The sequence below is a fragment of the Methylobacterium sp. 10 genome (genome assembly GCF_000519085.1).
Taxonomy (GTDB): domain Bacteria; phylum Pseudomonadota; class Alphaproteobacteria; order Rhizobiales; family Beijerinckiaceae; genus Methylobacterium.
The window spans coordinates 4,076,574-4,097,459 of record NZ_KI912577.1 but is presented as its reverse complement, the minus strand read 5'-3'; the positions used below and the strand labels follow the sequence as shown (position 1 = coordinate 4,097,459).

The window sequence follows — 20,886 nt, the reverse complement described above, 5'->3', positions numbered from 1 at the left end:
GTTCAGGTCTCCCGTTTCGCGTCGCGCTCGGCCAGGATGCCGGGCCCGGTCTCCCCGAGATCCCAGAACAGGCCGGCCATCAGCATCAGCGCCTCGCGGCTCATCGGCCCGAGCAGGTGCTCGTCCGGCCCGTGCTGGAGGCAGGCCGGGTAGGAATGCGGCACCCACAGGGTCGGCAGGCAGAGGATCTCGGAGAAGGCGTCGTTGGGCAGCGAACCGCCGAGATTGGGGAGCAGGGCCGGGCGCTTGCCCGTGCTGGCCTCGATGGAGGCCAGCGCCCAGCCGACCCAGGGATCCTCCACGGGAAGCCGGGTGGCGCGGAACACCTCGGAGCGGGTAGCGCGTACCTCGACCATGGGGAAGCCCTTCGCATCGAGATGGGCGCGCACGGCCGGGATCAGGCTCTCCCAGTCGGTGCCGACGACGAAGCGCAGCTGCAGCGTCGCCTTGGCGTGGGGCGGCACGGCGTTGAGGGGGCCGTCCGGGTCGCCGGTCTTGAAGGCCAGCACTTCGAGGGTGTTCCAGCCGAAGACGCGCTCGGCCGCACTGAGTCCGGGCTCGCCCCATTCCTCGTCGATCGTCGGCGCGGTGGGATCGGTCCCCACCGCGATGTCGGCGAGCGCCGCGCGCACGCCCTCGGGGATCGCGGGCGGCCGCAGGGCATCGAGGAGGATCGTGCCGCGCCCGTCGACAAGGGTGGCGATGGCGTTGGCAAGCACCGTGCCGGGATTGCGCAGCAGGCCGCCCCAATTGCCGGAATGATGGCTGCCCTCGCGCAGGTTCACGACGAGCTCGAACGTGTAGCCGCCGCGCGAGCCGAGGAAGAGCGTGGGGCGTTCCGCGCTCACCCGTGGCCCGTCCGAGGCGATGAGCACGTCGGCGGCGAGCGCCCGCGCTTCGGCCCGGCAGAGATCGCGCAGGCCCGGCGAGCCGGATTCCTCGCCCATCTCGATGAGGAGCTTGGTGTTGAAGCCGAGGCGCCCGTCCCGGGCCGCCATCACCGCCTCGAGCGCCCCGAGATTGATGATGTGCTGGCCCTTGTTGTCGGCGGTGCCGCGGCCGTACCAGCGGTCGCCCTCGACGACGATCGCCCACGGGTCGAGGCCGGCGCGCCACTGTTCGGGATAGCCGCGCACGGTGTCGCCATGGCCGTAGATCAGTACGGTGGGCAGGTCGTCGCCCTCGTGCCGCTCGGCGATGAGGAAGGGGCCGTGCTCGCCGTCGGGATTGTCGAGGATGCGGCCGGCAAAGCCCAGCGGCGCGATGGCGGGCATGAGGAAGTCGGTGAGGTAGGCACGGAGCGCCGGCAATTGCCCGGTGGTCTGGCTCTCGGTGGGGCGGGCGACGGCATCATGCAGGACGCTGAGGAAGTCGCCCTCGTCGTAGTGGCGCGCGGCGCGCGCGATCGCATCGTGTCGGGACATGGATCCGCTCGGTGTCGGGTGGGAATGGGAGGGAAGGGGGCGCTCAGCGCCGCCCCTCGGGGGCCGTGACGTCGCGCAATCCGTCGCCGAGGAGGTTGATGGCCAGCACGAGGACGAGGAGGGCGACGCCCGGGATGGTGATGACCCAGGGCTGGAAGAACATGTACGGCTTGCCCTCGGCGATCATCAGCCCCCAGGAGGGCAGGGGCGGCTGGACGCCGAGGCCGAGGAACGACAGGGCCGCCTCCAGCAGGATCGCGTGGGCCATCTCCAGGGTCGCCACGACGATGAGGGCATTGAAGATGTTGGGCAGGATCTCCTGGAACAGGATCCGGGCATTCGAGAAGCCCGAGGCGCGGGCCGCCGCGATGAAGTCCTGGTCGCGGATCTGACGGGTGGCGGCGCGGGTGACCACGGCGAACCGGTCCCACAGCAGGAAGCCGAGGACGAGCACCACCACCTTGAGCGAGCCGCCCACCAGGGAGGCCATGGCCAGCGCCACCAGCACCACCGGCATGGCGAGGCGCGTGGTGACGATGTAGCTCACAACCGCATCGACCTTGCCGCCGAAATAGCCCGCGCAGATGCCGAGCACGGTGCCGATCAGGCCGGAGATGCAGGCCGCCGCGATGCCGATGAGGAGGGAGATCTGGCTGCCGTAGATCAGGCGGCTGAGATAATCGCGCCCGAGCTTGTCGGTACCGAGCACGTGGTCCCACGTCCCCTTCGCGTTCCAGATCGGCGGGATCAGGCGGCGCGAGACGTCCTGGGCATAGGGGTCGTGCGGGGCGATCAGGGGCGCGGCCAGAGCCGCGAGGACGATCCCGCCGAGGATCACCGCGCCGATCATGAAGCCGCCGTGATGCAGACCGCGCCGGAGGGCCAGCGCGGTGGGCGAGCGCGACGCGGCAAGCGGCGCGTTCGCCTCGGGCAGGGGAGCGGCCTGGACCAGAAGGTCGGCGGAGGGGAGGGCGGGAGCCACCGGGGAGGAGGACGGCTGACGGGTCATTGGCGCAGCCGGGGATCGAGGAAGGCGTTGAGGAGGTCGGCGGCCAGCGTCAGGGCGATGTAGATCATCGCCAGGACCAGCACGATCGCCTGGACCACGGGGAAGTCGTTGCGGGCGATGCTCTCCCAGGCGAGCTGCCCGAGCCCCTGGAGCGAGAACACCGCCTCGATCACGATGGAGCCGCCGAGCATGAAGCCGAACTGCACGGCGGCGAGCGCGATCACCGGGATCACGGCGTTGCGGAGCGCATGCCGGATCAGGATTTTTCGCGGGGGCAGGCCCTTGGCGCGGGCGGTGCGGACATAGTCCGAGGCCAGCACCTCCAACATGCCGTTGCGGGTGAGCCGCATCACGGCCGGCATGGCGTAGTAACCGAGCGCGACGGCCGGCAGCACGAAGTGCTTCCAGGTCGTGTTGCCCGAGACCGGCAGCCAGCGCAGGTTCACCGAGAACACCATGATGAGCGTCAGGCCGAACCAGAAGCTCGGCATCGCCTGGCCCAGCACCGAGACGGACAGAGCGAGCCGGTCGATCCAGGTATCGCGCTTCACCGCCGCCAGGACGCCGAGCGGGATCGCCACGAACAGGGCGACGGTGAGCGCTACCACGCCGAGGAACAGGGTGATCGGCATGCGGGAGGCGAGGAGATCGACCACGCTTTCCCGGAAGTAGAACGAATTGCCGAAATCGAAATGCAGCGCCTTCCAGGCCCAGGCGGTGAACTGCGCCAGCATCGGCTGGTTCAGCCCGTACTGGACCCGGATCGCCTCCACCTGGGCGGAGGTGGCCTCGGGGCCGGCGATGGCGGCAGCGAGATCGCCGGAGAGGTGCAGTAGCATGAAGCTCGCCACCGACACCGTCACGGCGACCGCCATGGCGACGAGGATGCGTTGCAGCATGAACCTGAGCATGGGCCGGTTCCTTCGTTACGGGTCGTGTCGTACCAATCCTGATGGATTGCCTCGTTCGCTCCAGTCGCGACGCGGCCCTCCTCCCCCTCGTGGGAGGAGTTGGAGGTGGGGGGTGGCTCCGCCGGCCTCAGCCGACTGAGGGTCGCCCAACCACCCCCACTCCTAGCCTCTCCCCACAAGGGGGAGAGGGACGCGGTCTGCGGACAGAGCCGGCGCCTTTGGAACCGTTACTTCCAGCTCGCCGCGTAGAAGCGCGGCAACTCGTCGGGCTGCGCGGTGAAGACGAGGTCCGAGGTGAAGGCGTAATTCGTCGAGTAGGAGAACAACGGCAGGATATAGGCCTGGGCCGCGATGCGCTTGAGCGCCTCGGCATATTTCACCTTGCGCGCGGCCGGATCGGTGGCGCCGTCGCCGGCCTGGAGCGCCGCGATGGTCTCGGGATCCTTGGTCAGGTCCTCGTCACCGCCCTTGAGGTAGACGCCGGTGAAGGCCGAGACGTCGAGGACCGAGAACGAGCCCCAGGTCTGGAAGGCGATGGAGACCTTGCCGCCCCGGATCATGTCGCGCAGAGCCGCGTAGCGCAGATAGTTGAGCCGGGCGGTGATGCCGACGGCGCGCAGGTAGCCGATCACGGCCTCGGCGTAGTCGCGCTCGCGATAGGCGCCGAGATCGATCTCGAACCCGTCGGGATAGCCGGCCTCCTTGAGGAGCGCCTTGGCCTTGGCCGGATCGTAAGCGTAGCGCGGCACGCCCTCGTCGGTACAGCCGAACTGGTCGATGAAGCAGGCCGCGTTCATGACGCGGCTGCCGCCACGGACGAGGTTGTCCACCATCGCCTTGCGGTCGATGGCGTAGGAGATTGCCTGGCGGACGCGGGGATCCTTCAGGGGCGAGTTCTCCTTCGCGCGGCCGAGCGTATCGAATTGCAGGAAGCCGACCCGCATGGTCTCGGCGCTGAGCACGGAGACGTTGGGAGCGCCCTTCAGCTGGTCGGCCTGATCGCTCGGCACGCGCCAGATCCAGTCGATGCCGCCGGTGACGAGTTCGGCCATGCGGCTGTCGGCATCGGGGATGACGCGGAATTCGAGCTTGCCGATCTTGGGCATCCCGATGGGGCTGCCGGGCCAATACTTGGCGTTCCGCTCCATCTTCACCCCGCGTCCGTTCTCCACGCTGTTGATGCGGTAGGGGCCGGTGCCGATGGGAGCCTTGGCGAACCCGTCGAGGCCGACCTTTTTGAAGTAAGCGGCCGGGAAGATCGGCGTCGGTCCGGCGAGGTATTCGAGGGCGGCCGGAAAGGCGGTCTTGAGGTGGATTCGGACGGTCTTGGCGTCCACCACCTCCGTCGACTTCATCCAGTCGACGTTCTGCTTCGTCACCGTGCGGGCTTCCGGCGTCAGCACGTAATTGAAGGTGAAGGCCACGTCCTCGGCACTGAACGCGTCGCCGTTATGGAAGGTCACGCCCTCGCGCAGGGTCAGTTCGAGGGTAGTCGGGTCGACCCATTTCCAGGCGGTGGCCAGCATCGGCTGATACGCGCCGGTCTTCGGGTCGCGGTAGAGCAGGGTGTCCCAGACGTTGCGGGCGAGCACGACGCCCTCGCGGGCGCTGTTGTGATACGGGCTGACGTTCTCCGGCTCGGTATCCGAGGCATAGACCAGGGTATCGTTGGCCTTGCCGGCGAGCGCCGGAACGCTGAACGTCGTTAGCAGGAGAGCGAGTGTGGCGCCTGCCGCGGGAAGGTATCTCGCCATGATCTGCATCCCTTCAGCTCCGCGACATCTCGACGGACACTCTCGAGTCCCATCCTGCCGCTTTTTTCCTCGTGCCATGATGTTGTGCATTTTGCATCGCAACAAGTAGAATTTGTCGAAGCTTGCCGTGCCGTTTCGGCAATGGTCATGGAGCCGGCGAGGGATGGGACAGCGACCATGCAGATGTCAGGCCTGCGCTACTTCCTCGCCGTCGCCCGCACGGGCTCCATCGCGGCGGCGTCCGCCCAGCTCAACGTCGCGGCCTCGGCGATCAGCCGGCAGATCGCCAATCTGGAGACCGAACTCGATTGCGTCCTGTTCGAGCGCCGTCCGCGCGGGATGGTCCTGAGCCCGGCGGGCGAGCTGCTGGCCCGGCATGCGCGCCAGACCCTGGTGCGGGCCGAGCAGGTCGCGGCCGAGATCCAGGAACTACAGGGGCTTGCGCGCGGCTTCATCCGGGTTGCCACGGCGGAGGGATTCGCCCTCGACCTCTTGCCGAACGCCATCGCCGAGTTCCACGCCCGCTATCCCGGCATCCGGTTCGAGATCCAGGTCCTGCCGCCGGCACAGGTGACACAGGTGGTGGCGGCCGGCGACGCCGATATCGGCATCACCTTCGCGCTGGCGCCAACGAACCTCGTCACGGTGATCTACGACGCGACGGTGGAGATGGTGGCGCTGGCGGCCCCCGACCATCCACTGGCCGGCCGGGCGTCGATCCGGATCGACGAGCTCCAGGCCTATCCGATCGCGATGCCGCCCCTCGACACCACGGCGCGTCTCGTCTTCGATACGGCCTGCCGGGCGGAGGGCATCGCCATCGAGCCCACGCTGACCTCCAACATCCTCACGGCGCTCCTCCCCTTCGTGCGTCGGACGAAGGGGATCGCGCTGATGTCGGCCCTCTCGGTGCAGACGCCGGTGCGGCTCGGCGAACTGGTCTGCATCCCGGTCCAGTCACAGGCGAGCTTGCGGCGCGGCATCCAGGTCCAACTGATGCGGGACCGCAAGCTGCCGCACGCGGCCGAAGCGTTCCTGCGCCAGCTCGTGGCCGCCCTGCCGCCGGCGGAAGCCGGCGGGGCGTGAACCGTCCCGATCAGCCGTTCCGGAACGTGTAGCTGTAGCCGTTCAGGGCCGGCGCGCCGCCGAGATGGGCGTAGAGCACCTTCGAGCCCTTGGGGAAGAACCCCTTCCGGGTGAGGTCGATCATGCCCTGCATCGATTTCCCCTCGTAGACCGGGTCGGTGATCATGGCTTCGAGCCGCGCCGAGAGGCGGATCGCCTCGACCGTCTCCTTCGAGGGCACGCCGTAGACCGGATAGGCGTAATCCTCGTTGAGGACCACGTCGTCGGCCGTGATCTCGGGGGCGCCGATGAGGGCGGCCGTCTTCTGCGCGATGTCGAGCACCTGCGCCTTGGTCTGGGCCGGGGTGCAGGAGGCGTCGATGCCGATGACGTTGCGGGCGCGGCCATCGGCGGCGAAGCCCACCACCATGCCGGCATGGGTCGAGCCGGTGACGGTACAGACGACGATGTAGTCGAACTTCAGGCCCATCTCGGCTTCCTGGGCGCGGACCTCCTCGGCGAAGCCGACATAGCCGAGGCCGCCGAACTTGTGCACCGAGGCGCCGGCGGGAATCGCGTAGGGCTTGCCACCCTTGGCCTTGACGTCCTCCAGGGCCGCCTTCCAGCTCTCGCGGATGCCGATGTCGAACCCGTCATCCACGAGCTGCGTCTCCGCGCCCATGATGCGCGACAGCAGGATGTTGCCGACCCGGTCGTAGACCGCATCCTCGTGCGGCACCCAGGCTTCCTGGATCAGCCGGCATTTCATGCCGATCTTGGCGGCCACCGCCGCGACCATGCGGGTGTGGTTGGACTGCACGCCGCCGATGGAGACCAGCGTATCGGCCCCGCTCGCGATGGCGTCGGGCACGATGTATTCGAGCTTGCGCAGCTTGTTGCCGCCATAGGCGAGGCCGGAATTGCAATCCTCGCGCTTGGCGTAGATCTCGACATCACCGCCGAGATGGTCCGTGAGGCGCGACAGCTTCTCGATCGGGCTCGGACCGAAGGTGAGGGGATAGCGCTCGAATTTCGACAGCATGGTGTGACGCGTCCTCGATGTGGCGACGGTCGAACGCTAGCAAAAGACGACCGGAAGGTGCTCTCGAAGATCGGACGATTTCAGCGGCCCCGGCTTGCATCGACGCCGCAATACCGCCCATACTGTCCACAGATACTAGCTATCGCGAAAGAATCTTCCATGTCGGCTGCGCTCGACCGGATCGACCTCAAGATCTTGCGCCTGCTCCAGGCCGATGGGCGCATGAACAATGCCGAGGTCGCCAAGCGGGTGAATACCAGCGCCGCCACCTGCCACCGCCGTACGCAACGCCTGTTCGACGAAGGCTACATCCGCGGCGTCCATGCGCAGATCGCGCCGGAGAAGGTCGGGCGGGGGTCCCTCGTCATCGTGGGCGTCGTGCTCGACCGCTCGACGCCGGAGAGCTTCGCCGCTTTCGAGGCCGCCGCCCAGGCGATGCCGACCATGCTCGATTGCCATCTGGTGGCCGGCGATTTCGACTATTTCCTCAAGATCCGCGTCTCCGACATGGCGGATTTCAACCGCCTCCACAGCAACACCCTGATCGCCCTGCCGGGCGTGCGGCAGACGCGGACGTTCTTCGTGATGAAGGAGGTAGTGGACAATGCGCCGATGGATCTCTGACGGCGAGGCTTGCGTGACGCCCTCCCGCCGGTTCATCGAGCGCCGCGACGCCGCCCCGAGCACCACATACGCAGGAGAATGGAGCGCATGAGCATGGATGCCGAAACCCCGCCCGCTTATTCCCTCGATGCCATCCCGGCCAGCGTGCGGCAGGCCCGTCCCACCATCTGGCTCAATCCCCATCTCAGGCCGGCCGCCGAATTCCTGCCGACCCTGGCTTTCTCCCTGGCCGATGTGGAGGCGGCCGAGGCGCGCTGGCGCCGCTTCGATCCGCTGCTGCGCCACCTCTTCGACGATCTGGACACGGGGCGCATCGACTCGCCCCTGATTCCTCTCGCCGACCCTATGACGCAGGCCATCGCGGGTCCGGCCGGCGGCGCGGTCTGGGTGAAGGCCGATCACGACCTGCCGGTCACCGGCTGCATCAAGGCGCGGGGCGGCGTCTACGAGGTGCTGGTCTATGCCGAGCGGCTCGGGCTCGAGAAGGGCCTGCTGCGGCCGGGGGATTCCTATGCCCGGCTCGCGGAGGCGGCAGCCCGCGACGCGTTCGGTGCCCATACGGTCGCGGTCGGCAGCACCGGCAATCTCGGCTTCAGCGTCGGCGTGATGGCGCGGGCGCTGGGTTTCGCGGTTGAGGTCCATATGTCCCACGACGCCAAGGCGTGGAAGAAGCAGCGTTTGCGGGACATCGGCGCCAAGGTGGTCGAGCACCAAGGCGATTACGGCAGCGCCGTCGCTGCGGCACGGTCGACCTTCGAGGGCAGGGCCGACGCACATTTCGTCGACGACGAGAGTTCGGTCGACCTGTTCCTCGGCTATGCGGCAGCGGCTTTCGACCTGCGGCGCCAGCTGGATGAAGCCGGGATCCGGGTCGATCCGGCCCACCCGCTCTGCGTCTATCTCCCTTGCGGCGTCGGCGGCGCGCCCGGCGGCGTCACCCTCGGCCTCAAGCTGCTGTTCGGCGACGCGGTCCGTTGCGTCTTCGTGGAGCCGGTGGCCTCGCCCTGCATGCTGGTGCAGCTCGCCGCCGGCCTGTCGCGCCCGGTCGACGTCTACGAGATCGGCCTCGACAACCGTACCGCCGCCGACGGGCTCGCCGTGGCCGGTGCCTCCATGCTGGTAGCGGGCACGGTCGGCCCGCTCATCGAGGCGGTGGTCACGATCGCGGATGCCGAGCTGTTCGCCTGGGTGAAGCGCCTCTGGTCCGATCCGGGCCTGCGCCTCGAACCCTCGGCGGCGGCGGGGTTCGCCGCGGTCCGACCCTATCTCGACGCCACTGGGGCCGGACAGGCGACGCATGTGGTCTGGACCACCGGCGGCGCGCTGTTGCCGGAGGCGGAATTCCAGGCCGCCCTGTCACGGGGGTAGAGGTGAAGGACGGACTCATCATTCGGATGTGGCCCCGCTCCGGGCCACATCCGGATCGATGCGATCAGTTCGGGTGGAACACGACCTTCACGCAGCCGTCCTTCTTGTCGCGGAACGTCTTGTAGAGGTCGGGGCCGTCCGCGAGGTTGGTGGAGCGGTGGGTGATCATCGAAGTCATGTCGATCTTGCCCTCCTGGATCAGCTTCGTCAGCGGCTCGAGGTAGCGCTTCACATGAGTCTGACCGCTCTTCATGGTCAGGCCCTTCTGTACGATCGAGCCCATGTTCACCGGGATCGGGCCGCCATAGACACCGGGGACCGAGACGATCCCGCAGGGACGGACCGCTTTGATCGCCTCCATGAGCGCGTAGGGGCGCTGGGTCGAGGTGAGCTTCTCCTGGATCGTATTGACGATGCCGGCGATGCCGTGCCCGGCGCTGGCCTCCATGCCGACGCAGTCGATCACGCCGTCGGCGCCTTCGCCCTTGCTGATCTCCTTGATCCGCTCGAACACGTCCTCGTTCATGAAATCGATGATGTCCGTGGCGCCGTATCTGCGGGCGAGGGCGAGGCGCTCCGGCACCGTGTCGATGGCGATGATGCGCTCGGCGCCCATGATCTTGGCGGATTGGATCGCGAACAATCCCACCGGGCCCGCGCCCCAGACCGCGATGATCTCGCCGCCCTTGATCTCGCAATGCTCGGCACCCTGCCAGCCGGTGGGCAGGATATCGGTGAGGAACAGCAGGGACTCGTCATCGACGCCTTCGGGCGCCAGCATCGGTCCCACATCGGCCATCGGCACGCGCACGTATTCCGCCTGACCGCCGGAATAGCCTCCGGTGAGGTGCGAATATCCGAACAGGCCGGCGGTGGTGTAGCCGAACTGGGCGGCCGCCATCTCGGCATTGCGGTTCGAACGCTGGCAGACCGACCAGTTGCCGAGCTTGCACTGGCGGCACTCGCCGCAATTGATGTTGAAGGGCACGACGATGCGGTCACCCTTCTTGAACTTGGTGAAGCCCTGGCCGACCTCGACCACCTCGCCCATGAATTCATGGCCGAGGACGTCGCCACTCTCCATGGTCGGCATCTGGCCGTCCATCAGGTGGAGATCGGAGCCGCAGATGGCGCAGGACGTCACCTTGATGATGACGTCGCGCGCATCCTCGATCCGGGGATCGGGCACCGTATCGCAGCGGATGTCGCCCTTGCCGTGCCAACACAGTGCTTTCATCGCGCTCTCTCGAAACCGGAATGTCAGGACAATCGCGGGGAACGCCCTGGCGGCCTGGACGCCGCGGGGCCGAACCCCGTCGCCGATGGCTCCAGAGGAAAACCCTAGCCGAGTCCATGAGTTCCGAAATGTCGATGGCGCCATATCAAGCAAATTCGAGCTTGAGCATATCGCGATCTGGCCCGTATGAATTAAGACAAACGATTCAATTCGAAAAATACCATCGCCAAACGTAGGTTCTTCGTCGCTTCGGCAGGAAGTACCGCCGCCCAGCGACGGCACGCCACGAGGTTAGTCTGCGACGTGCAGGACGCGTCGCAGACTAACCTCGTGGCGTGCCGGAGTATTTTGGACTGGTATCGGCCGGATGGGAAACGACCGGGGATCAACGGCCGAACAGCTTCGCCGTGAACGAGGCCGGTGCATCGCCCTTGTGACCGGCCACCACCACGAGGCGGCGGATGTCGCCGCGCAGATAGGCCTGCAGGAAGCGATTGTAGTCCTTGAACACCACGCAGCCATTGGACGCGCCGCTCGGGCCGAGCATGTAGGTATGGGCGAGGATGCCGTCGCGGCCGTGGATGGCGGCGCTGCCGCCGACGGGGTTGAGGCGGATGGCGCGCACCCCGTGGAACAGGGCCTCGCGCTCGGTCAGATCGTAGGTGCCGGGCGGCGTCGCACCGCGCATGCGGACATGGACGAGGCGCGGGTTATCCATGTGCTGGCCGAGACCGGAATGGGCTTCCAGCTGCTCGCCGCTCGGCAGCGTCACCGTACTGGCGCTGATGTCGTAGATCGCGGTTCCGCCGGCCGCCGTCGCGGGTACGCGGTCGAGGACACGGCGCTGGCTCAGATCGATGGTCCCCGTATCGGCTGAGGCATAGGCGAGGGCAGGAGCAGGGCTCCGATCCGGATCACGCCGGCCGAACACCGTCTCGAAGAACGAGCGCTCGGCCTCCACGTCCTGGCGGGCCGCCACCACCGTACGCGACGGCGGGCGGCGGGTGGCGACGCGAGGCTCGCGGGAGAGAGGCTTCAGGTCGAAGGGGCGCGGCACCGGTGCTGGCATCGGCTGGACGAGGCGGGCGGTCTGCTGAAGCGGCCGTGCTGCGGGTGCGAGTTCTGAAGAGGCCGGCGCCACGGCAGCGAGCGCGATCCCGGGGGCGATCTCGACGGGCGAGGCTTTCGGTGCCGCGAACCCGGCCACCTGCATCGGCTCCGAGGCGCGCCAGTCCGGCGTCCGTGCACCCAAAGCCGCGGAGGGGTCGAGCATCCAGGCATAGCTGCGGGCGACAGCGGTGGGCGTCGCCTCGGGGAAGACCTGCCGGCTGGCGAGGGGCGCCGTCCCGGCGGGCACGGGCGCGTCCGATCCGGTCAATCGGGGAAAGGTCGCGACGAACAGCGCGACGACGGCGGTCTTCAGAAGGACGCGGCTGCGCGGCCGGGAACGGCGTGGGCGGCGGCGATAGGTGGACGCATCGTCGATCATGCGGGCTGTACTCGGATACGCGTACCCTGCCCGCATGGACCTCGAACGACCTCACCAAGCTCCCGCAAGAGCCTCGCGAAGGTCACATCGATCGTCCATGTCGTTTTAGGGAACCATCAACCTTGATGCCCCCCATTCAGCGCGAAGTTGGTTAATCACCGATAAATCGCGAGCACGTTTTTCGACAGAATGTACTGGCCGGCCGAGTAACTTCCGGCCCCCACATGAAGGCGCCCCGCCTACCTTTCGGCGGACGGGGCGGCATCTTCATATATCCGGCACTCCACCTTCGTGGCGGGCGCCCCGGAACCTTACTTGCCGCTGGGAGCAGCACCGCTGCCGGTGGCGGCGTTGCCACCATTCGAGCCGGCCGGCGCGCCCGGCGTCGCATTGGAGGGGACGTCGGTCGCCATGCCCGGAGCCATGGTGGAGCCGGTGGTGTTGGCGCCGCCCATACGCTCCGCACCCTTCTCGCCGTTGCTCTTCACGCTGCCGGGATTGTTCATGTTGCCCTCGGCGCTTCCGCCGCCAGCGGCCGTCTGGGCGAAGGCCGCGCCGCTCAACGAAACGGCGAAGGCGGCAGCGATAGCGAATGTCCTGATCTGCATAGTCTATTTCCTCGTGTCATACGGACTTGGCCTAATAACGTCGCACCGCCCACATGGTTCACTAAAATAACGTCCCGAAAATTTTCATTTTACAATACGAAGCATGCCGGTTGACAACCACGGTTCAGCTCATTCGCTCAACGTTTTGTCTTAAACCATACCATCGGGAACGTTCAGCTGAAGCTGGCTCCGGCGACGCCCGGTGCGGAACCGGACTTCTCCCTCGACAGGCCACGGAGAGCTGCCTTAAGGCCACGCCATGCCGATCCTTCGCCTCGACGCCGCCCATCGCCTCGCCACGGACACCCTGATCCGCTGCGGAACCGCGCCAGCCAATGCCGAGAGCGTCGCCCGCGCCCTCGTCGCGGCGGAGGCCGACGGGCTGCGGACCCACGGACTCATGCGGCTGCTGGCCTATGGCGAGCAGGTACGGGCGGGCAAGGTCGTCGGCGATGCCGTCGTGTCGAGCACGCGGCCGAGACCGGGACTGCTCGCCATCGATGCCGCCCACGGCTTCGCCTATCCGGCCCTCGACACGGCCATCGCCCTCCTGCCGGAGATCGCCCGCGAACAGGGGATCGCTGCGGCCGCCATCCGCCGCTCGCACCATTGCGGGGCCGCGGGCCGGCCGGTGGAGGCCCTGGCCGAACACGGTCTCGTCGCCATCCTCTTCGCCAACGCCCCCGCCTCCATGGCGCCCTGGGGCGGAACCCGGCCGGTCTTCGGCACCAACCCGATCGCCTTCGCCTGCCCGCTGCCGGGGGCGGAGCCGATCATCGTCGATCTCTCCCTGTCGAAGGTGGCACGCGGCAACATCATCACCGCCAAACAGCGCGGCGAGACGATCCCCGAGGGCTGGGCCCTCGATGCCGAGGGCAACCCGACCACGGACCCCGTGGCGGCGCTGGCCGGCACCATGGTGCCGTTGGGCGATGCCAAGGGCACGGCCCTCGCCCTGATGGTGGAGCTGCTCGCCGCCGGCCTCACCGGGGCGCGCTTCGCCAGCGAAGCCACGTCCTTTCTCGATGCCGAGGGCGAGCCTCCGTCCACCGGACAGCTCATCCTCGCCATCGATGCCACGGCCTTCGCCGGCAATGCCCTGGAGCGCTTCGCGGTGATGGCCCGCTCGGTGGCGGAACAGGACGGCGCGCGGCTGCCCGGAACACGCCGCTTCGCCGCCCGCCTCCGCGCCGCCGAGGAGGGGATCACCCTCTCCGAGACGCTGCTGGCGGAGATCGAGCGGCTGTGACGACGCTCGAACCGAGCCGTCCCGCGCAACCTTCGGCCCTGACGACGGCTTGACCGCGATCACGATCGTATCGCTTCGGACCGGCCCATGACCTCACCCCCTCCGACCCTCGAACGGGCGACGCCGCGTTGGCGCAAGGCGGGCGGGCGCCTGCTGGCGCTGGCCGCCCGCCCGGTGCGCCGGGCGCAGGGGACGGGCGGGACCGTGATCGAGGCCTATCGCGGCTACGGCTCGACGAGGGAAATCTTCCTGATCGGCCGGGTCTTCCGGCAGGCACGCCGCGAGCCGGACCCCGAGGCCGACGACATCGCCGCCGACCTGCGCGACATCGCCCGGCGCATCCGCCGGCGCAAGGTCGCCGATGCGTCCATCGTCGCGCGTTTCGGCGGGGCCGAGACGACCGCCGTCACCGACCGCGACGGCTATTTCCGGGTGAGCCTCAAGCCGCCGAGCGTGCCCGCCGGCGAGGGCCATTGGCACCTCGTGGATCTCGAACTCGCGGCCGATCCGCCGGTGCGGGCGCAGGGGCAGGTGTTCATTCCGCCGGAGAAGTGCCGTTTCGTCGTCATCAGCGATATCGACGACACGATCATGCATACGGGCGTGGCCAACAAGCTCAAGATGCTGTGGCGGCTGTTCGTGGCCGATGCGGAGGACCGCGTCGCCTTCCCCGGCGCGGCGTCCCTGAGCCGGGCGCTGCATGCGGGCGCCACCGGCGACCAGGCAAACCCGATGCTCTACGTCTCCCGCGCCCCCTGGGGCATCTACGACATGCTCAGCGAGTTCTTCCGGCAGCACGGGATTCCGGCGGGGCCCGTGCTGTTCCTGCGGGAATGGGGCCTGTCCTGGCGCCATCCGCTGCCGCGTCGCGCCGAGGACCACAAGCGCGACCTGATCCGCCACATGCTGGCACTCTACGGCGACCTGCCCTTCGTGCTCATCGGAGACAGCGGCCAGCACGACCCGGAAGTCTATGCCAAGATCGTCTCGGAGAATCCGGGCCGGGTTCTCGCCGTCTATATCCGCAACGTCTCACGCGACCCGTGCCGCGCCGTCGAGATCGAGCGCCTGTCGCAGGCGATCCTCGAGGCCGGCAGCAGCCTGGTGCTGGCCGGCGACACGACCATCATGGCCGACCATGCTCTCTCCCTGGGCCTCATCGGCAAGGAGGGAGCAGAGGCGATCCTGGCGGAATGCCGGTCCCAGGACATGCCCGAGACGGTGGAGCCGATCATCATCGAGCCGGGCGACGACACCGCCACCGCCCGCAAGACTCCTGTCTGACAGCGGAGAGTTACCTCGTCAGTATCCGTACCCGTCATAGCCACGACGCGAGGGCCGATAACCGTACTCGCCGGCGCCGCCATAGGGGCGGGGCGCGACGTAGCGCCGGCCGTAGGTCTGCAGATAGGGGTCGAGGCGGGGATCGCGGTAGTTGCCGTTGTTCACGCCGGCCGAACGGTCGTTGCCGCTGAGCGCAGAATAGGGCGAGAGCCCGTCGCCACCGCCGCCGCTGCCGCCGCGCGCCTGGGCCGCACCGGCGAGGCCGAGGATCAGTGCCGAGGCGAGCGCCGTGCGGATGAGAGTCCGTGTCATGCCGGTCTCCTTGATCGGATCGAAACGATCCAAGGAAGGAACAGCGCGGTGAATCTCCCGGTTCCCTTCGCCCGCGGCCTCAGCTCTTCTTGCGCAGCGGCCGGGTGAACAGCGATCCGGCGCGCTCGAACCCCGTGCTCTCGCAGAAGACGCGCAGAGTATCGTCATCGGGCAAGGCGGTCAGTTCGAGGGTGGCGCATCCGGCCGTGCGCGCGGCCTGCGACGCGGCCTTCAGCAGCAGGCGGCCGATCCCGCGCCGACGCTCCTCCGGCCCGACCAGGAGGCCGGTGATCTGGGCGACCGGTTGAGCCGCCATCAGCGAGCGATACCAGTGCAGGACGACGAGGCCGCTCGGCGGCCCCCATTCGACGGCGATCAGGGCCGTCCCGCTCCCCAGGCGCAAGGCCTCCAGCCGCTCGGCCAGGTCGCTCACCGCGTTGGTCTGTCCCGACGCCCGGAACAGGGCGGCGAGGCCCGCCGCGTCGGCAGCCGTTGCAGCCCGGATCTCAAGCCCATAGCGGCTAGCCAAACGCGTCTCCGATGGAAGTCACGCGGACATCCATAGACCACCGGCGGAAAACTCGGGACATCCCCTCGCGCGCGACCCGTCCGGGCGGGCCTGAAGACGGACGGGGCAGCGTGCCATCGGCACGCCGCTCCGTCCGTCCGCTGCGCCTCGCTTGGGGGCAATCGGGGCGCAGCACGTGCGTTTCGCGCGCTTACGTTTCTGGATGATGTCCGAGCCCCGCGGGAGCCTCTGATTCAGCGGTCGCAGCCGATGCAGATGTCGCGCACCACGCGGTTGCGCATCGGGCCGGTCCGCTGGTTCGGAAGCTCGCCCCCGAAGGCGTGGAGCTGTGGACGCGGAGGCGGTCCGGGATATCGGACGGGCTCGCTCGGGACGGTGCTCGGCGGAGGTGCCGGCGGCGTGAGCGCCATGTTCTGGGCAAAGCAGGGGCTCGCCGATGCGAGGGCAACGACCAAAGTACCCGCCCCGTAGATCCGTCTCGACATGGCCAAGTCTCCGCCCGATCCCTCAACGCGCCGGCGGGGCATAGGGTTCACGGCGGATACCCAAGCGGCTCAGTTAGCGCCGGCCTTCGCCGCGAGCCAGTCCGTGAGCCCGGACAGGGAGCGGAAATCGGAGACGGCATGGACGGCCGCGTGCGGCATCGCCTCCCGCGCCATGGTCGCCAGGGCATGGCCGGGGCCGAGTTCGAGGACGGCCCGCGCCCCGGCCTCGCGGATACCGTCGAGGCAGGCCGACCAATCGATGGTCCGCGAGATCGCCGCAGCGAGCTTGTCGAGCCCCTTCGCCGCGTCGAAGACCGGGGCACCGTCGAGACCGCTGAGGAGGCGAGGCGGCGATGGGCCGAGGCGAGGCGGCGTCAGGATCTCGGTCCGCGCCAGGTCCTCGGCAAACCGCGCGCTGGCCGCTGCCAGGAGCGGCGTGTGCGAGGGGGTATGCACCGGCAGCACCACCGCCCGCGCAGCCCCCGAGGCGAGAGCCCGAACGCACAGGGATTCGAGAGCGGCCACCGCCCCGCCCGCGACCACGCTGTCGGCGGCGTTGAGGATGGCGAGATGACAGCCATGCTCCTCGACCAGGGCCGCGACGCGCGCGCGCGGCAGGCCGCGCAGGCCGGCGAGCCCGTAGCCCGGCCCGCTGGCCTCATCCATCGCCTCGGCTCGCGCGGCGGCCAGATGCAGGACCGGGGCGGGCGAGAGCCGCCCGGCACAGCCCCAGGCGGCGAGATCGCCGATGCTGTAGCCGGCAAGGACCACAGGGCCGGGATACCTGTCCCGCAAGACGGTCCAGGCGGCGAGGCCGGCGACGCAGCACAGGATCTGACCGGTGCGGTTGCCGTGCAGGGCCGGGCCGCCCGTCCGGGCGAGATCGCGCGGATCGGCGCCGAGGAGGGGCGTCGCCGCTGCGAAGATGTCCTGCGCGGCGGGATGATCGGCCGTGAGATCGAACATGGCGGGATCCTGGCCGCCCTGGCCCGAGAGCAGGACCGCGAGACTCATGCCGCCGCCTCCAGCCCGTCGACGAACAGGGTCATGGCGAGGAGGTCGGCGCTGCCGCCGGGGCTGAGATTGCGCGCGACGAAGGCATGGTGGATCGCCACCGCCCGCGCCCGCCAATCGCCCCGCGCAATGCCTCCTCCGGCAAGGAAAGCCCTGGCCGAGGCGCGGGCGAAGGCATAGCCCGCCTCGCCGCCGCGATGGAGCAGGTTGGTGTCTTCGAGATGGGCGATCAGGGCGAAGCAGGCCTCGACGCGGGCAGCCTCCTCGTCGCCGGGCCGGAGCCCCCGCGCCCGGCGCAGGGCGGGAAGCCCGACCCCGTAGAGGGTGGAGAAGCCGGCGGCGGCCTCGGCGGGCGCGCCGCCGATTCCGTAGCGGCGTCGCGCCACCGCGCCCGGCGCATGGAGTAGGACGGGTCCGGCGAGGATCGCCTCGCCGTGACGCTCGCTCACGTGGCGCCCGAGCGCTCCCGGCCGAAGGCGGGAGGTGCCGAGGGCGCCCGCGGCGGCGGCGAGAAGACCGAGGCCGAAGATGGCGCCGCGATGGGTGTTCACCCCGCCCGTCGCCTCGCGCATGGCGGCTTCGGCCTCGATGCCGATCCGCCGAAGGGTGGACATGCCGGCGCCTGCGGCACCGGCACGGGCGAGGTCGGCGAAGTGGGGGGCCAGAGCCGTGGCACTGGCGCGAAAGGTGCCGGCATCCATGTCGGCATGGCTGCCGCGATCCACATGGCTGACGAGGCCGGGCTTGGGATAGGTCTCGATTTCGAGGCGCAGGGCCTCCACCGCACGTCCCGCGATGTCGCCGGGGCCGAGCGTAGCCCGGGCGTCCCAGGTCGGAGAGCGGGCGAGGGCGCTCATGACGCCGCCTTGCCGAGGAACGACGCGGCGGGGCGCAGGGCGAGGCTCTCCCGCCCCTTCCACAGGACGGTTCCGCCCTCGGGCGCGGCGAGCAATTCGCGCCAGTGGATGCCGGCCCCGTCGGGCAGGACGATCTCGCCGTCGAGGCGCATCGGCGCGCGCCCCTCGATCCGCGCGAGGGCCTGCAGGAAGCGGGGATCGACCCGGCCCGACACCGGCCAGAGCAGGTCGAGATCGGAGCCGGCCCCGAGATAGGGAAGACCGGTCAGCGCCTGCCACAGGAGGCTTCCGAACACCGTCGGCGCGAGGCCGTGCTCGCTCCCGAGGGCCAGCACGTCATCGACGACCGGCCGCCATGCCGGCGGCGCGGTCTCGCACGCGCTCACCAGGGTGACCGGCGGATACAGGCTCGCGGCAGAGGGCGGCAGGGCGAGGCCGATCCGGCGCTTGCCGGCCGATGGCGGCAGCGGCAGGCCGACGGGGATGTGATCCGTCGGCTGGCCGGGATCGCGGCGGCGGACGATGACCGGCCGGCCGCGACGGGCCCAGTCGGCGACATGGGACACGCCGTCGAGATCCCGGCGCCCGGCGAGGAGGCGGCCCCAGCATTCCGGGTCGACGCGCAGGAGGTCGTGGCGGGCGAGCCCCGACGCCTCGTCCTCAGTCATGGGGCGCAGCATTGCCCGTCGCCGCCAGCACCACTTGCCCGGCAATGTCGCGCGCCATGAGCCGCCCGCCGCGCACCTCGCCGAGGGCGTCGCGGCAATCAGCCGTGGAGCTCCCGGCGATGAGGGACTCGATCTGGGGGCCGAGGGGCGTCGACGGGTCGAGCACGGCATGGACCGCCCCCGCCTTCACCATGTTGTCGAGGCCGGGCGCGAAGACGGAGGTGGATGTCGCCATCTCCTCCAGCCGGTCGAGGGGGAGCTTGGTGACGCGGGCCACCGAGGCCAAGTCCATCACGCTCGGATGGGCGCCGGGCAGGGCGGCGAGCACCCGCGTCGCCAGGGCCGTGGCGATGAAGGCGCCTGCCGCCGTGTGCCCGTAGACGAGGCCGATAGTGGGGTGGCCGCTGGCATCGGCAAGGAGCAGCGCCTTGGCGAGATGGGCGAGATACTCGTTGAGGCCGAGCAGCTCGTCGCGGCGGCTCATGCGCTGGCTGTCGGAATCGATGGCGACGAGAATCGGGGTCTCGCCCCCCCGGCGCACCACATCGAGGACGCGCCCGGCAAGGAGACAGGCCCCCTCGATCCCGAGCGGCGTGTTCCCGTCGATCCCGACCACAGCGAGGCGGCCTGCCCCGAAAGGCCCGTCGCCGCCGATGAGGCCATCCTCGACCTCGACGCCGTGCCCCGCGGGAAACAGCGAGGCAAGGATTTCAGCGAGCGTCATGGGGCGCCTCCGGCAGGCGGGCGAGAAGGGCGTCGAACCGGTCCGTATCCAGGCCCGGCACGGCCGCCGGATCGTTTACGCCGAGGCGGCCCCAGATCTCGGTGGCGTCCCGGGCATCGCCGAACCGATCGAGACGGGCTTCGAGGCGGGCCTGTTCGGCCTCCAGGGTGGCGAGGTCGAAGGGCGCCGCTCTGCCGATCTGTTCGCGGGCGGCATCGCGAAACGCGCGGATCGTATCGTCCGCGAAGGCGTCCGCCCCGCCGATGAGGCGGCGGTGCTTGCCGCCCATGGTGCGCCAGACCAGTGCCCGGTCGCGGGAATCGAACTCCTCCGCCCCCTTGTTGGTCTCGATCACCTCCGGGCCGGAGACGCTGATGCGTCCGCCCTCCGAGACCACGAGGCGCGAGCAGGTGCCGGCGATGAGGCCGCCGCCGCCGTAGCAGCCAGCGCGCCCGCCGATCAGCCCGACCACCGGCACGCCGGCCCTGCGCAGATCGGCGATGGCGCGCATGATCTCGGCGATGGCGGTCTCACCGGCATTGGCCTCCTGCAGCCGGACGCCGCCGGTATCGAACAGGATCAGCACCGCCGCCGGCCTCACCTGGAGGGCCGCCCGCAGCAGGCCGACGAGCTTGGCGCCATGGATCTCACCGAAGGCCCCGCCCATGAACCGGCCCTCCTGCGCGGCAAGGAAGACGAGCGAACCGTCGAGGCCCCCACGTCCCACCACGATACCGTCGTCGAAGGCGCGCGGCAGGTCGAAGGCGGGCAGGTGCGGACTCATCACCCGCTGTTCGGGGCCGAGGAACTCCTCGAACGTGCCGGGATCGACGAGGGCGTCGATGCGGGCGCGGGCGCTGGCCTCGTACCAGCTCTGGTCGAGGGGATCGGCGGAGAGGGAGACGGGGCTCAGCGCCATCACACGGCCTCCATCAGCCGGGCGCCCTGGAGCAGGCGCAGGGTCACGGTATCGGGCCGTGCCCCGCCGTCGTTGATGGTGATGCGCAGGCCGCCGGGCTGGCGGCGGGCCACGAAGTCGGTGACCACGGCCTCCCAGACCGGACCGTAGCCGTTGATCGCGGTATCGATCTCGATGGTGCATTCGTCGGCCGCGAGGCTGCGCTCCATCAGCACTTCGAGGTTGCCCGAGGCGACCACGCCGGTGATCGCCTGGGCCTTCGTGCCGGGCAGGGGCTTCGACGTCCGATGCCGGAAGGTCAGCTTTTCCATGGG

At 69.3% G+C, this 20,886-nt stretch carries 22 protein-coding genes; 5 read left to right on the top strand and 17 right to left on the bottom strand.

All coding sequences use genetic code 11. The annotated features are described in order from the left end of the window. Positions 1–2: 2 nt before the first annotated feature. The 4 genes from K368_RS0119310 to K368_RS0119295 form a co-directional block, all read right to left on the bottom strand. Positions 3–1,424 carry a M20 family metallopeptidase gene (locus K368_RS0119310; protein WP_027173768.1) on the bottom strand — a complete coding sequence of 474 codons (1,422 nt, stop codon included), beginning with the start codon at positions 1,422–1,424 and terminating at the stop codon, positions 3–5. Between the two features lie 43 nt (positions 1,425–1,467). After that, positions 1,468–2,433, bottom strand: coding sequence for an ABC transporter permease (locus tag K368_RS0119305; protein WP_027173767.1), 966 nt, complete (start codon positions 2,431–2,433; stop codon positions 1,468–1,470). Then, positions 2,430–3,344, bottom strand: coding sequence for an ABC transporter permease (locus K368_RS0119300; protein WP_027173766.1), 915 nt, complete (start codon positions 3,342–3,344; stop codon positions 2,430–2,432). The genes K368_RS0119305 and K368_RS0119300 overlap by 4 nt, the downstream gene beginning before the upstream one ends. Positions 3,345–3,571: 227 nt before the next feature. Further along, the gene (locus K368_RS0119295; protein WP_081739623.1) at positions 3,572–5,107 is read right to left on the bottom strand and encodes an ABC transporter substrate-binding protein; all 1,536 of its coding nucleotides are present in this window, start codon (positions 5,105–5,107) and stop codon (positions 3,572–3,574) included. A gap of 168 nt (positions 5,108–5,275) precedes the next feature. On the opposite strand from K368_RS0119295, the gene K368_RS0119290 reads away from it, so the two are divergent. Next, positions 5,276–6,184 (top strand): LysR family transcriptional regulator, encoded by a 909-nt coding sequence (locus K368_RS0119290; protein WP_027173764.1) that lies wholly within the window; start codon positions 5,276–5,278, stop codon positions 6,182–6,184. 10 nt (positions 6,185–6,194) lie between these two features. On the opposite strand, the gene K368_RS0119285 is transcribed toward K368_RS0119290, so the two are convergent. After that, positions 6,195–7,205 (bottom strand): 1-aminocyclopropane-1-carboxylate deaminase, encoded by a 1,011-nt coding sequence (locus K368_RS0119285; RefSeq protein ID WP_027173763.1) that lies wholly within the window; start codon positions 7,203–7,205, stop codon positions 6,195–6,197. Between the two features lie 159 nt (positions 7,206–7,364). Here K368_RS0119285 and K368_RS0119280 point away from each other — a divergent pair, with 159 nt between their 5' ends. Both K368_RS0119280 and K368_RS0119275 read left to right on the top strand, forming a co-directional pair. Beyond that, positions 7,365–7,829, top strand: a complete 465-nt coding sequence (locus K368_RS0119280; protein WP_027173762.1) for an Lrp/AsnC ligand binding domain-containing protein — start codon at positions 7,365–7,367, stop codon at positions 7,827–7,829. An 87-nt stretch (positions 7,830–7,916) separates the two neighbouring features. Beyond that, a complete protein-coding gene (locus K368_RS0119275; RefSeq protein ID WP_051440093.1) occupies positions 7,917–9,197 on the top strand; it encodes a D-serine ammonia-lyase in 1,281 nt (426 codons plus the stop codon). A 64-nt stretch (positions 9,198–9,261) separates the two neighbouring features. Here the strand turns inward: K368_RS0119275 and K368_RS0119270 are convergent, their stop codons facing one another. The 3 genes from K368_RS0119270 to K368_RS0119260 form a co-directional block, all read right to left on the bottom strand. Continuing rightward, on the bottom strand, positions 9,262–10,434 hold the full coding sequence (locus K368_RS0119270; protein WP_027173760.1) for a zinc-dependent alcohol dehydrogenase: 1,173 nt from the start codon (positions 10,432–10,434) through the stop codon (positions 9,262–9,264). 385 nt (positions 10,435–10,819) lie between these two features. Further along, positions 10,820–11,923, bottom strand: a complete 1,104-nt coding sequence (locus tag K368_RS0119265) for a tlde1 domain-containing protein (RefSeq protein ID WP_027173759.1) — start codon at positions 11,921–11,923, stop codon at positions 10,820–10,822. A 311-nt stretch (positions 11,924–12,234) separates the two neighbouring features. Continuing rightward, positions 12,235–12,531, bottom strand: coding sequence for a hypothetical protein (locus K368_RS0119260; RefSeq protein WP_027173758.1), 297 nt, complete (start codon positions 12,529–12,531; stop codon positions 12,235–12,237). Positions 12,532–12,790: 259 nt separating this feature from the next. On the opposite strand from K368_RS0119260, the gene K368_RS0119255 reads away from it, so the two are divergent. Beyond that, positions 12,791–13,780 carry an Ldh family oxidoreductase gene (locus K368_RS0119255; RefSeq protein ID WP_027173757.1) on the top strand — a complete coding sequence of 330 codons (990 nt, stop codon included), beginning with the start codon at positions 12,791–12,793 and terminating at the stop codon, positions 13,778–13,780. Positions 13,781–13,867: 87 nt separating this feature from the next. Continuing rightward, complete coding sequence (locus K368_RS0119250; protein ID WP_027173756.1) at positions 13,868–15,064, top strand: phosphatase domain-containing protein; 1,197 nt, start codon at positions 13,868–13,870, stop codon at positions 15,062–15,064. A gap of 18 nt (positions 15,065–15,082) precedes the next feature. Here the strand turns inward: K368_RS0119250 and K368_RS0119245 are convergent, their stop codons facing one another. From K368_RS0119245 to mdcC, 9 genes are all read right to left on the bottom strand, one after another. Continuing rightward, positions 15,083–15,376: a hypothetical protein gene (locus K368_RS0119245; protein WP_027173755.1), complete on the bottom strand. Its 294-nt coding sequence runs from the start codon at positions 15,374–15,376 to the stop codon at positions 15,083–15,085. Between the two features lie 79 nt (positions 15,377–15,455). Next, a complete protein-coding gene (locus K368_RS0119240) occupies positions 15,456–15,905 on the bottom strand; it encodes a GNAT family N-acetyltransferase (protein ID WP_027173754.1) in 450 nt (149 codons plus the stop codon). Between the two features lie 233 nt (positions 15,906–16,138). Next, complete coding sequence (locus K368_RS25120) at positions 16,139–16,390, bottom strand: hypothetical protein (protein ID WP_051439932.1); 252 nt, start codon at positions 16,388–16,390, stop codon at positions 16,139–16,141. 69 nt (positions 16,391–16,459) lie between these two features. After that, positions 16,460–17,404: a malonate decarboxylase subunit epsilon gene (locus K368_RS0119230; RefSeq protein ID WP_027173753.1), complete on the bottom strand. Its 945-nt coding sequence runs from the start codon at positions 17,402–17,404 to the stop codon at positions 16,460–16,462. Beyond that, positions 17,401–18,261 (bottom strand): triphosphoribosyl-dephospho-CoA synthase MdcB, encoded by an 861-nt coding sequence (gene mdcB, locus K368_RS0119225; RefSeq protein WP_027173752.1) that lies wholly within the window; start codon positions 18,259–18,261, stop codon positions 17,401–17,403. Before mdcB ends, K368_RS0119230 begins: the two co-directional genes overlap by 4 nt. Beyond that, the gene (gene mdcG, locus K368_RS0119220) at positions 18,258–18,929 is read right to left on the bottom strand and encodes a malonate decarboxylase holo-[acyl-carrier-protein] synthase (protein WP_027173751.1); all 672 of its coding nucleotides are present in this window, start codon (positions 18,927–18,929) and stop codon (positions 18,258–18,260) included. Before mdcG ends, mdcB begins: the two co-directional genes overlap by 4 nt. Continuing rightward, the gene (locus tag K368_RS0119215; protein WP_027173750.1) at positions 18,922–19,653 is read right to left on the bottom strand and encodes a biotin-independent malonate decarboxylase subunit gamma; all 732 of its coding nucleotides are present in this window, start codon (positions 19,651–19,653) and stop codon (positions 18,922–18,924) included. Before K368_RS0119215 ends, mdcG begins: the two co-directional genes overlap by 8 nt. After that, a complete protein-coding gene (locus tag K368_RS0119210) occupies positions 19,640–20,572 on the bottom strand; it encodes a biotin-independent malonate decarboxylase subunit beta (RefSeq protein ID WP_027173749.1) in 933 nt (310 codons plus the stop codon). The genes K368_RS0119215 and K368_RS0119210 overlap by 14 nt, the downstream gene beginning before the upstream one ends. Next, positions 20,572–20,883, bottom strand: a complete 312-nt coding sequence (gene mdcC / locus K368_RS0119205; RefSeq protein ID WP_027173748.1) for a malonate decarboxylase acyl carrier protein — start codon at positions 20,881–20,883, stop codon at positions 20,572–20,574. The genes K368_RS0119210 and mdcC overlap by 1 nt, the downstream gene beginning before the upstream one ends. Between the last annotated feature and the right edge of the window lie 3 nt (positions 20,884–20,886).

Coding starts and splice junctions, on each gene's coding strand:
- K368_RS0119310 (WP_027173768.1), bottom strand. CDS start 1,424: ATGTCCCGACACGATGCGATCGCGCGCGCCGCGCGCCACTACGACGAG.
- K368_RS0119305 (WP_027173767.1), bottom strand. CDS start 2,433: ATGACCCGTCAGCCGTCCTCCTCCCCGGTGGCTCCCGCCCTCCCCTCC.
- K368_RS0119300 (WP_027173766.1), bottom strand. CDS start 3,344: ATGCTCAGGTTCATGCTGCAACGCATCCTCGTCGCCATGGCGGTCGCC.
- K368_RS0119295 (WP_081739623.1), bottom strand. CDS start 5,107: ATGCAGATCATGGCGAGATACCTTCCCGCGGCAGGCGCCACACTCGCT.
- K368_RS0119290 (WP_027173764.1), top strand. CDS start 5,276: ATGCAGATGTCAGGCCTGCGCTACTTCCTCGCCGTCGCCCGCACGGGC.
- K368_RS0119285 (WP_027173763.1), bottom strand. CDS start 7,205: ATGCTGTCGAAATTCGAGCGCTATCCCCTCACCTTCGGTCCGAGCCCG.
- K368_RS0119280 (WP_027173762.1), top strand. CDS start 7,365: ATGTCGGCTGCGCTCGACCGGATCGACCTCAAGATCTTGCGCCTGCTC.
- K368_RS0119275 (WP_051440093.1), top strand. CDS start 7,917: ATGAGCATGGATGCCGAAACCCCGCCCGCTTATTCCCTCGATGCCATC.
- K368_RS0119270 (WP_027173760.1), bottom strand. CDS start 10,434: ATGAAAGCACTGTGTTGGCACGGCAAGGGCGACATCCGCTGCGATACG.
- K368_RS0119265 (WP_027173759.1), bottom strand. CDS start 11,923: ATGATCGACGATGCGTCCACCTATCGCCGCCGCCCACGCCGTTCCCGG.
- K368_RS0119260 (WP_027173758.1), bottom strand. CDS start 12,531: ATGCAGATCAGGACATTCGCTATCGCTGCCGCCTTCGCCGTTTCGTTG.
- K368_RS0119255 (WP_027173757.1), top strand. CDS start 12,791: ATGCCGATCCTTCGCCTCGACGCCGCCCATCGCCTCGCCACGGACACC.
- K368_RS0119250 (WP_027173756.1), top strand. CDS start 13,868: ATGACCTCACCCCCTCCGACCCTCGAACGGGCGACGCCGCGTTGGCGC.
- K368_RS0119245 (WP_027173755.1), bottom strand. CDS start 15,376: ATGACACGGACTCTCATCCGCACGGCGCTCGCCTCGGCACTGATCCTC.
- K368_RS25120 (WP_051439932.1), bottom strand. CDS start 16,390: ATGTCGAGACGGATCTACGGGGCGGGTACTTTGGTCGTTGCCCTCGCA.
- K368_RS0119230 (WP_027173753.1), bottom strand. CDS start 17,404: ATGAGTCTCGCGGTCCTGCTCTCGGGCCAGGGCGGCCAGGATCCCGCC.
- mdcB (WP_027173752.1), bottom strand. CDS start 18,261: ATGAGCGCCCTCGCCCGCTCTCCGACCTGGGACGCCCGGGCTACGCTC.
- mdcG (WP_027173751.1), bottom strand. CDS start 18,929: ATGACTGAGGACGAGGCGTCGGGGCTCGCCCGCCACGACCTCCTGCGC.
- K368_RS0119215 (WP_027173750.1), bottom strand. CDS start 19,653: ATGACGCTCGCTGAAATCCTTGCCTCGCTGTTTCCCGCGGGGCACGGC.
- K368_RS0119210 (WP_027173749.1), bottom strand. CDS start 20,572: ATGGCGCTGAGCCCCGTCTCCCTCTCCGCCGATCCCCTCGACCAGAGC.
- mdcC (WP_027173748.1), bottom strand. CDS start 20,883: ATGGAAAAGCTGACCTTCCGGCATCGGACGTCGAAGCCCCTGCCCGGC.